8 protein-coding genes are annotated in these 9,480 nt (G+C 44.3%); 6 read left to right on the top strand and 2 right to left on the bottom strand.

Annotated elements, in window-relative coordinates:
- Positions 1–112 precede the first annotated feature (112 nt).
- From K339_RS34000 to K339_RS33995, 6 genes are all read left to right on the top strand, one after another.
- Positions 113–829, top strand: a complete 717-nt coding sequence (locus tag K339_RS34000) for a hypothetical protein (RefSeq protein WP_037300851.1) — start codon at positions 113–115, stop codon at positions 827–829.
- Positions 830–931: 102 nt separating this feature from the next.
- Positions 932–3,688: a hypothetical protein gene (locus K339_RS0117150; protein ID WP_028524693.1), complete on the top strand. Its 2,757-nt coding sequence runs from the start codon at positions 932–934 to the stop codon at positions 3,686–3,688.
- Positions 3,669–5,309 (top strand): ArnT family glycosyltransferase, encoded by a 1,641-nt coding sequence (locus K339_RS0117145; RefSeq protein WP_051398069.1) that lies wholly within the window; start codon positions 3,669–3,671, stop codon positions 5,307–5,309. The genes K339_RS0117150 and K339_RS0117145 overlap by 20 nt, the downstream gene beginning before the upstream one ends.
- Positions 5,309–6,283 carry a glycosyltransferase family 2 protein gene (locus tag K339_RS0117140; protein WP_229598760.1) on the top strand — a complete coding sequence of 325 codons (975 nt, stop codon included), beginning with the start codon at positions 5,309–5,311 and terminating at the stop codon, positions 6,281–6,283. Before K339_RS0117145 ends, K339_RS0117140 begins: the two co-directional genes overlap by 1 nt.
- 2 nt (positions 6,284–6,285) lie before the next feature.
- Positions 6,286–7,260, top strand: coding sequence for an SDR family NAD(P)-dependent oxidoreductase (locus K339_RS0117135; RefSeq protein ID WP_028524690.1), 975 nt, complete (start codon positions 6,286–6,288; stop codon positions 7,258–7,260).
- Between the two features lie 39 nt (positions 7,261–7,299).
- Entirely contained in the window at positions 7,300–8,718 is a 1,419-nt protein-coding gene (locus tag K339_RS33995) for an undecaprenyl-phosphate glucose phosphotransferase (RefSeq protein ID WP_051398068.1), read from the top strand.
- A gap of 120 nt (positions 8,719–8,838) precedes the next feature.
- On the opposite strand, the gene K339_RS38120 is transcribed toward K339_RS33995, so the two are convergent.
- Both K339_RS38120 and K339_RS0117120 read right to left on the bottom strand, forming a co-directional pair.
- Entirely contained in the window at positions 8,839–9,027 is a 189-nt protein-coding gene (locus K339_RS38120) for a PIN domain-containing protein (RefSeq protein ID WP_374754649.1), read from the bottom strand.
- A 173-nt stretch (positions 9,028–9,200) separates the two neighbouring features.
- Entirely contained in the window at positions 9,201–9,428 is a 228-nt protein-coding gene (locus K339_RS0117120) for a hypothetical protein (protein ID WP_028524689.1), read from the bottom strand.
- Positions 9,429–9,480: the final 52 nt, after the last annotated feature.

Genomic DNA, 9,480 nt, shown 5'->3' with positions numbered 1-9,480 from the left:
GTGACCCAAATCGGAGTTTGGGTCAAGCTTAGTAGTTGCGTCGGAGACGCGTTGCCGTTAGTGACCCAAATCGGAGTTTGGGTCAAGCTTATGCTTTATAACATTTTTGGATATGTATCGTAATATAGTGTCGTCTATCGTACTGGTATTAGGATGGCTAGTAGCAAGCCATGCCTACGCTACTTCCAGAGATTCGAGTGTTCGTTGGCAACCTGGTGGGATTGGCATTCAGGTAGGGCTGACGGGCGTGGGAGTCCAGCTTGCGTGGAAGTTAAAAACCAAGCCACGGCTGGTGTTGCGGGTAGGTGCCTCCTACGTGGGGTATAAAAAAGCCACGGTTATCGACATTGGAGAAGGATCGAAAATTGACCTTTTTCCCAATATTGTGATTGGATTGGTGCAAAGCTCCGTTAAATGGCATCCATTTAAGAAAGGTGCTTTTTTTCTTACGGGGGGCGTGGGTTATACGTGGCGGCCTGATTTGAGACTAACAGTACAAGCTCAAAACGATTTGAATTTGGGAGGTATCTCAATGAAAGCCGACGAGTTTGGTACGGTAGGCTTGGGCTTAAAATGGTCGCCGATTGTCGGGTATGCTGGACTGGGGATGGGTCGTTCGATTCCTAGAAGGCGATGGGGGGTAGGTTTTGAGCTAGGTTGCTACTATTTAGGCCCTCCCAAAGTTCAAATGGATTTGAATGGTTTTTTAGAAACAACGACGCTCGAAGCGCAAATTCCGTTGATTGAGCGTAACATGAGCGGGTACCGTTATTTGCCTAGCTTCCAATTGACGGTTTCGTATGCACTCGTAAAAAAAGCGTGGCGATAGGTGCAGCAGGTTGCTCAGAACCTGCTGGTTTTGGTGGGTGCAGTGGGTTGCTCACAACCCGCTGGTTTTAACGTACTGTCAATGCGTTTAACCTAAACACAGATGAAAAAGATTAATAAAGCCCTTATTTTAGGTTTCCTTGGGTTGGTAGGGTGGTTGACATCCTGCCAAAACCCCATTGAGGGGCTAGAAATATTTTTTAAAAAACCGTATCCCATTGCTTTAGAAGCGCAATATTACACGGCGGAGGGTACGGTTCCTGACAAAATACAGGTACAAATCACGGGCCCTGATCAAAAACGAGTGATTACGACGGTCAATACCAAAAAATTCAGAGTTACTTCCGATGGCTCATTGTTCTTAGCCATTGACTCGCTGGGGGTTCGGCCCAGTGCTACGCAGCCGTTGCGATTTACGGTGGTGGTGCAAGCCGAAGGTTTTTTCCCGTCGGTGCTGCCCCTTGAATACACCAGTGATAGCCCACGGTCGGTGGGGATTGTTTTGCAGCCGCTTTCGGGTGCATCTTCGATTAAACAAGCAACGACTTCGGCTGATGCCAAAGGAAGTATTACCAGTGCTTGGACTTTTGAAACCCCCACGGGTGAAGGAACGACCAAAGCCACGGTTTCTGCTGGCACGGAAGTAAAAGACCCCGCTGGACAACCCGTTTTGGGGAAAATTGAAGCTACTTTTCAAAGCCTAGCTATCACTAAACAAAACGCAAGTCTGTTGCCATTTCCAATTGATAATCAAATGATTGTTAAGCCATTGTTGGCAGATGGTACGGTGGGGAGCGATCAACAGCTTACGCAATTGGCAGGCGCGTTTTTGTTGCAAATGCACAACGAACATTATCAGGTTGTAAAAACTTTCTCTCAACCGATTGAAGTGAAAATGCCTGTGTCAGCCCAACTTTATAATACCAGGGAGCGCCGTTTGGTGGCGGAGGGAGATGCGATACCGTTGTTTAGTTACGACATCGCCACCAACCAATGGAAAGTAGAGGAGGCAGGAAAAGTGCAAAAACTGGCCAATGGTTCGTTGGAATACGTGGCACGTTTACCACATTTATCGGTATGGGTAGCAGGTTTTACCAAGCAAAAATGCGAAACAGGACTCAGTTTTAGGGTTAAAAGCACTTTGCCCAACAGCAGTAGTACGTACCAGTGCGAGGTGATTGATGAGGTCAGCGGTGCAAGGCTTCAAGTATTTAAGTCCACCATCAACAACGGTGAAATCATCAAAGTAACGGGCTTGGACAGTGACCAGCATGTACGCTTACGGATTACGGACAATTGGAGTACAACGATGGCTTTATCGACCTTGGTCAGTGGTTGTACGGCGGATGTGCAAGAAATAGATGTGACAACGTTCAAAAAACCGACCGTTAAATGTGACAACGGGCCTGGGTTTCGGATCAAAAGTAATTTCCCTCGGAGCGATTATCGCTATACTTGCGAGGTTATCAACGAAACGACGAAGGCAACGCTCCAAAGTTTTCAGACAACGGTCAATAACGGGGACGTGATTCGGGCTAATGGACTAGATAGTGACCAAAAAATTCGTTTAAAAATTTATGACATTGTGAGCGCGGCCACGGCCATTTCGGAAGTAGTCGAGTCGTGCGCTACGGATATTCAAACGCTTGACATTACCCACTTTAAGCTCCCACCGCAGGCTTGCGCCACTACGCCGACGTTTACCATAAAAAGTAATTTGCCCGATAGTGACCGCCAATATACCTGCGAGGTCATTCGGGCTGATACCAAGGCGCGTTTACAAATTTTTCAAACGAGCGTAAACAACGGTCGTCAAATCCGATTGGGTGGTTTGTATGACAATACAGGAAGTATCCAATTCCGAATTTTTGACATGGCCAGTTCAGCAGTGGTGACGACGAGTCCTTTGGATGCTTGCAGTGGTCAAGTAGTTACGGTAGAATTGGCCAACTTTAAAGTGCCCGCCCCCAAATGCGCTTCGCCGCTTGGGTTTAGGGTGGTGAGCACGTTACCCAATAGTTCGTTGGTGTATCAGTGTGAAGTGTTGAATGCCGCAACAAATGCCAAAATGCAGTCGTTCCAAACAACAATCAATAACGGAGAGGTAATTCGGGTCAATGGGTTGTACAGTGACGAAACCGTGAAACTCCGCATTTATGACCTTTCAAGCAATGCTGTCGCCACCTCTACTGCGGTCGAAGCTTGCAATGCGGCGATTCAAAGCATTGACGTAACTTCCTTTAAAAAACCAATTGTGAAATGTGCCTCACCTTTGTATTTTAGGGTTACCAGTAAACTCCCAACGAGCTCGCAATTGTATGGTTGTGAAGTAATTAATGAAAATACCAAGGCAGTGTTAGCGCGTTTCCAATCCACGGTCAACAACGGCCAAGTACTAAAAATCGAAGGATTAGACAGTGATCAAAAAGTACGCTTACGGATAGCCGATGTGGCGAGTTCGGCGGTGGCGACATCGGCTGCGGTGGATGCTTGCGCCAGCGAGACGCAACCCATCGACCTGTCTTCTTTTGCTACTTTACCGCCCATCGAAACGGGTGAAGTGCTCATTACCTTGCAGTTTCCTTGTACCGAAATTGACGCTACCAAGCTACCTACCCAAGAATTATTTGGCCGTTTTAGGCTTTCGGGGACGGTACAATGGCAAAATTTGCCCAGTATTAAGTACATTCAAGGCAAAACGACGTTTAGCACTACAACGACCTTGCTAAAGGTGGGCTCAACCTATGATTTTCAGGCAGGGCCTGCGCCAGGTTATTATTCGTTTAGTGAAAACAACTATAAACTTGAATCAAGTAACTGGGTTATCAAAATAAAAACGGATGAGTATTGCAAAAAGTAATAAATGGCATTTGTTGGCTGTGATTTTGGCAATACCTGCCCTTTTTTCACATTTGGGCTATATTCCGTTGGATATGTCAACCGACGAAGCGCGGCGGGCGCTGGTGGCGTTGGAGATGGATTTGACGGGAAATTATTTGACACCTACTCTAAATGGGGAACTTTACTTTAACAAACCGCCGCTCTATAACTGGTTGATTTTAGCCTCGTTTCGGTTTTGGGGCGATTACTCGTCATGGAGTCTGCGGTTTCCAATGGCGGTGTCGATAATTGGGTTTTCATTTACGATTTTTTACTGGCTACGTCGGTATGTACCCTACCAAATAGCGGCCATGGTGGCTTTGTTGCAGTTGGTCAACGGACGGGTACTTTTTTACGAAACCCTTTATGGGCTGATTGATATTACCTATTCTTGGGCGACGTTTACGGCCTTTATGGTGATTTATGAATATGACCGACGCAAAAAATATGGCTTACTGTTTTTGTACTCGTATGTCATTTGTGCTTTGGGGTTTCTAATGAAAGGACTGCCTTCGGTGGTGTTTCAGGGGATGACGTTGGTCGCTTGGCTGGGGTATCAGCGGAAGTGGCGTGTGTTGTGGCATCCAGCTCATTTTTTGGGAATAGCGGTTTTTCTCGGCATTGTGGGTACCTATTATGCCTTGAGTATCGTAGGGTTTGGTTTTCCGCTTCAAAAAGCAATCAATGTGCTCTGGGATGAAAGCATAAAGCGCACAGGTGTTGCGTTTGGGTTAACGGCTACGGTGCTTCATGTGCTTACTTTTCCGTTTGAATACATCTTTCATTTTTTGCCTTTTACGTTGTTTATTCTCTTGTTTTACCCCTCAACACCCCAAAAATCTTGGTCAGCGGCACTGGCTTCTTTGCGAAAATATACGCGTCCAATGGACTCCTTTTTGCGGTTTTGTGTCATTACTTTTGTGGCTAATGTGCTGGTTTACTGGGCGTCGCCGCAAGTGTATGCGCGTTATACGTTGATGCTCCTTCCGTTGTTTTTTACGCTGGTAGTAGTGGCTTATTACGAACAAGAAGGAAACTGGCAACGCCGCTGGATAGAGGTTTTTATGGGGGGCGTCATGTGCGTGACAATTTTTGCGATTTGGATAGCATTTGGCATTGAAGCTACCCGAAAACTGCCCTACGTGTGGGCCGCTTGTTTGGTCTCAAGTGGGGTATTTGGCGTATTGAGCTGGTGGTATTTTGGTCAAAAAGAATACCGTTTAGATATTTTTGTGGTGTTCTTGCTGGTGGTGCGTATTTCCTTTAATTTTTTGTTTGTTCCGCCCCGAGAGGCCAAGCGGCAACGGTATTTGGAAGATAATGTGAAAGCGGCACTGATGACCATGGACGCTGGGGGAAATGCCTTGCCTTTGAAGAGTTATAAAACGACCATTGGCAACGATGGCTCGACGGATGTCAATAGTTTTCACATCGAAGCCACGCGGCGAAAAATCCTACCCATCAGTTTTAAGAAAGAAAAAGGGGTGTATTACTTGGCTGATTCTAGTAACTTGGCGGGCGAAAAGTACAAAGAAATCGCCAGGCTGACGCTTTATCCAGAGCGCCCTGCCAAAATAGTCCGCTTCGACCTAGCACCTTAATGATGATAAACTCCCTGTCTCAACCAGTTCCACTTGTATCGGTTGTCGTTTGTGTATTCAATGAAGCCGAAAACATTCGTCCTTTGATTGTTGAAATAGATGACGCACTGCGTGGATGTTCCTATGAAATTATTTACGTCAACGATGGTTCAACGGATAATACGCTTTTGGAACTGAAAAATATTACGCACAAAAGCCTGAAAGTGATTGATTTTCAGCGAAATTATGGCCAAAGTCAGGCGCTGGCGGCGGGCATAGAGGCGGCATCAGGTGAGTATATCGCTACTTTGGATGGTGATTTGCAAAACGACCCTGCGGACATACCTGCTTTGCTGACTGTAGCCCAGCAAGGTGATTATGACATGATTGCCACGGTACGGTTGAAACGAAAAGATAGTTTTACCACCCGAAAACTGCCAAGTATCATCGCCAATTGGCTCATTCGTCATCTATTGGGTGTACACTGCAAAGACTACGGAAGTACGTTGCGGGTATTTAGGGCATCTTTGGCGAAAAGACTGCCTTTGTACGGAGAGTTGCACCGATTTATTCCAGTACTTGCTGCCTTGGAAGGAGCAAAAATGACCGAAGTGCTGGTGAAGCACCGTCCGCGGATTTCGGGGACGTCCAAATATAATTTGGGACGAACCAGTAAAGTACTTAGTGATTTGGTTTGGGTATATTTTATGAAAAAATACTTGCTAAAACCCATTCATTTTTTTGGAAAAATAGCGATTTGGATGTTTGTGGGCGCGTTTTTTGCGTGCTTATACATGGGGTGTACGTTGGTGGCGCGGCCAGAAGTTAGTTTGGCGTCTTGGCCAACGGCTGCGCTGATTCTTTCTGTTTCAGGGGTTCAGTTGTTGGGGATGGGCATTGTAGCCGAGCTTGTCATGCGTTCACTTTTTGAATCGCAGGGTAAAAAACCATACATCATTCGTCAGATTTATACTTCTCATAACCAACGACAGTAAGCATGGTCATTTTGATAACGGGTGGTGCTGGTTTTATTGGCTCCCACCTTTCGGAACAATTACTTCAGCAAGGACATCAAGTAGTATGTATTGACAACCTTGACGAGTATATCTATTGTTCGGCGTTGAAGCGTGAGAACCTCAGTACGTTGGCACAGTACGACAACTTTATTTTTATCAAGGGAGATATTCGCGATAAAGCGGTTGTACAACAACTTTTGGTGAATTATCAATGTGAACTGGTGATTCATTTGGCGGCGTATGCGGGCGTGAGGCCGTCGGTGATTGAGCCCGAAAAGTTTTTTGAAATCAATGTAAACGGAACATTGTCGGTGTTAGAAGCAATGCGAAATGCAAGGGTTCGTCGAATCATCATGGCGTCGTCGTCGTCGGTATATGGCAATAGTTCGGCGCGTTTATTTAGAGAAACAGACACCGCAGATCAGCCGATTTCACCCTACGCTGCGTCAAAAAGAGCGGCGGAGTTGGTCGCTTATTCATATCATTCGCTCCACCAATTTGAAGTAACGTGTTTGCGGTTATTCACGGTGTTTGGCCCAAGGCAACGCCCCGAAATGGCCATCCGAAAATTTATTGAGCACATTCAAGCAGGGCATCCGATAGAGATTTATGGCGATGGGCAGTCGATCCGAAATTATACTTACATCTCAGATGTTGTCGATGCGTTTCTAAAAGCGATAGACAAACCGCAAGGGTTCAATGTCTATAACATCGCTGGGCCAACTACCACAAGCCTTTTGGAAACCATTGAAGTGATTGAAAAACAGGTTGGAAAGAAAAGCCAACGTACCTATAAGCCAGAACAAGCAGGTGATATGCGGCAAACAGCGGCTGATATTTCAAAAGCCCAACAGGAACTTGGCTATATTCCTCAGGTTGAATTTGGAGAGGGAATAAGCCGAGTAATCGACTGGATGGTGAATGAGTCTTCAAAGCAACTGCTGGCTTCTACCTAGAATTACTCCTATTTTATACTTTTTGTGATTGTTGAGACTATGTCTATTTCTAACGCACATCCTCCGTCTCCCAATTACCGTATTCGGCGCCGAAAAAATCACCTTCGATTGCTGGTAGATTTTGCTATTATTGGGATTGTTTATGTTTTTAGTTCTATTTTTTACGAGCGATCGTTAAAGCAATTAGATATTCTGATTGTTGGGGGGCTTGTTTTGGCTTGGTATTTCTCCTCAAAAGTAAGTAAGTTATACCAAGATTTTCGGATGGCTTCTTTTATTGAGGAGCTACTGCCGTTGTTTCTTACATTATTTGTTCAGTTTGTCGCTTTAGCTATTTCATTATTTTTATTAAATGACCATTTCTACGCCCGTAGTTTTACGATTGTCTATACGGTTTCTTTGGTAGTTACGATTGGCCTAAAAATGTACGTTATCCGCCAAATAATGAATTATTGGCACACGAAAGGCACCAATCAAAAAAATGTAGTAGTAGTAGGAGATTTTGCTTCTGTACACGAGTTTATTGATTTAGTACAGCAGAAACCACATTATGGATATAAAATTGTAGGTGCGCGCGTTCATGACTTCGTTAAAAATGATAGAATTGTATTAAAAGAAACATTAAATTTTTTACAATTTACACCCACAAATGAAGTGGATGAGCTGGTGATTGCCATTCAAAAATTTAGCGAAATTTACGTAGCAGGTCTCATTGAGTGGGCAGATAAACAAGGAGTACTCGTTAAATTCACACCTGGATTTTTTCAATTTAATGCCTCTCGATATTCGTTTGAATTATTTGGTCAATATCCATTGGTGACAGTACGAAGTACACTGCTTGATTTGAATTATTGGCAAGGCGTAAAACGAGCTTTTGATGTTGTTTTTAGTGCGCTTTTTTTACTGCTGATTGCCTCATGGCTGTTTCCGATTATTGCCATTGCCATAAAAATAAACTCCAAAGGTCCCGTGTTTTTTATCCAAGGTCGTTGGGGGCAAAAAGGAAAAATTATCAAAGTTTGGAAGTTTAGGACGATGTATTACGGCGCATCGACCATCAAAATGGAGGGAGGCTTTAGCCAAACCACCTCCAATGATCCACGGGTGACGCGCGTCGGGCAGTTTTTACGAAAAACCAATTTTGATGAGCTTCCGCAGTTTATAAACGTTTTTTTGGGAAATATGTCAGTGGTGGGGCCTCGTCCACATGCTACAAAGCACAGTGAAGAAACCCTACCGTTGATTGATAATTACATGATTCGGCACCGCGTTAAGCCAGGTATTACGGGTTGGGCGCAGGTCAATGGCTACCGAGGCGAAACCCACGAGATTGGTCTGATGCGCAAGCGAGTAGATTATGACATTTGGTACATCGAAAACTGGAGCCTTTTGTTAGATATACAGGTAATTTTTAAAACGGTGTATAACATGTTCAAAGGTGACCCCAAAGCGTATTGATTTCGTTGAGGATTTTTTGTAGGTGGGAAGATAAAGCGAGAAATTTCTCGGGAGCTGGCTTTAGGGAGGGAAGAGTTGGGGAAGTTTAATGAGTTATTTTCTAAGCCAAGCTTTTAGAGGTTAATGTATTGGATTAAAAAGTTTTATGCCTTCTATTTTTTCAAAATCAGCAATATTATTGGTATTGAGTTCAGCGTTGTAAAGCAGTGCAGTGGCAGCTATTAGCGCGTCACCAAGTGAGTATTTGCGCTGTTGCTTTAATGAAACCGCAATGTTTATTACGTATTGGTCAATGGGTAGTTGAGGCACAACTTCAAAAACACTCTCAAAAAAACGTCATTCCTCTTCAGTTAATTTGTGGTAGCCCAATGTTTCGGCTTTTGAAATAACGGATACATGGACATCTTCTGAAAGCAGTAAAGGCCGTAAATACGCAAATTCATCTTTAGCTGCGTAAATAATGATGTTAGAATCAATTAATCTCATTCTGCTCTAAAAGGAAGTTTTCTGCCTTGACGAGCCTGTTTTACATGTTTTTGCATCTTAGCTACATCTAATGTATTCGCTCCGTGCATGATGATTTCTTTTGCACGTTCACGTTTTTTAGTTTCATTAGCCTCTACCTCAAAAGGTACTTGTAAACGAAGCCGAAGCTCAACGAGCCATTGAGCTTCGGCTTCGTTGGGTAGGTTGATGGTGATCTGGGTCATCGCTTTCTTTTTTACCCAAATATAACGATTTTACTAATAACTCGCCACGCTG

The sequence above is a fragment of the Runella limosa DSM 17973 genome (assembly GCF_000482465.1).
Taxonomy (GTDB): domain Bacteria; phylum Bacteroidota; class Bacteroidia; order Cytophagales; family Spirosomataceae; genus Runella; species Runella limosa.
Note: the sequence above shows the minus strand (reverse complement) of the source record. Positions and strands in the feature narration are given on the sequence as shown.

What these genes read in the sequence shown, in the direction of transcription:
- K339_RS34000 (WP_037300851.1), top strand. Translation starts at nt 113, where the DNA reads ATGTATCGTAATATAGTGTCGTCTATCGTACTGGTATTAGGATGGCTA.
- K339_RS0117150 (WP_028524693.1), top strand. Translation starts at nt 932, where the DNA reads ATGAAAAAGATTAATAAAGCCCTTATTTTAGGTTTCCTTGGGTTGGTA.
- K339_RS0117145 (WP_051398069.1), top strand. Translation starts at nt 3,669, where the DNA reads ATGAGTATTGCAAAAAGTAATAAATGGCATTTGTTGGCTGTGATTTTG.
- K339_RS0117140 (WP_229598760.1), top strand. Translation starts at nt 5,309, where the DNA reads ATGATGATAAACTCCCTGTCTCAACCAGTTCCACTTGTATCGGTTGTC.
- K339_RS0117135 (WP_028524690.1), top strand. Translation starts at nt 6,286, where the DNA reads ATGGTCATTTTGATAACGGGTGGTGCTGGTTTTATTGGCTCCCACCTT.
- K339_RS33995 (WP_051398068.1), top strand. Translation starts at nt 7,300, where the DNA reads ATGTCTATTTCTAACGCACATCCTCCGTCTCCCAATTACCGTATTCGG.
- K339_RS0117120 (WP_028524689.1), bottom strand. Translation starts at nt 9,428, where the DNA reads ATGACCCAGATCACCATCAACCTACCCAACGAAGCCGAAGCTCAATGG.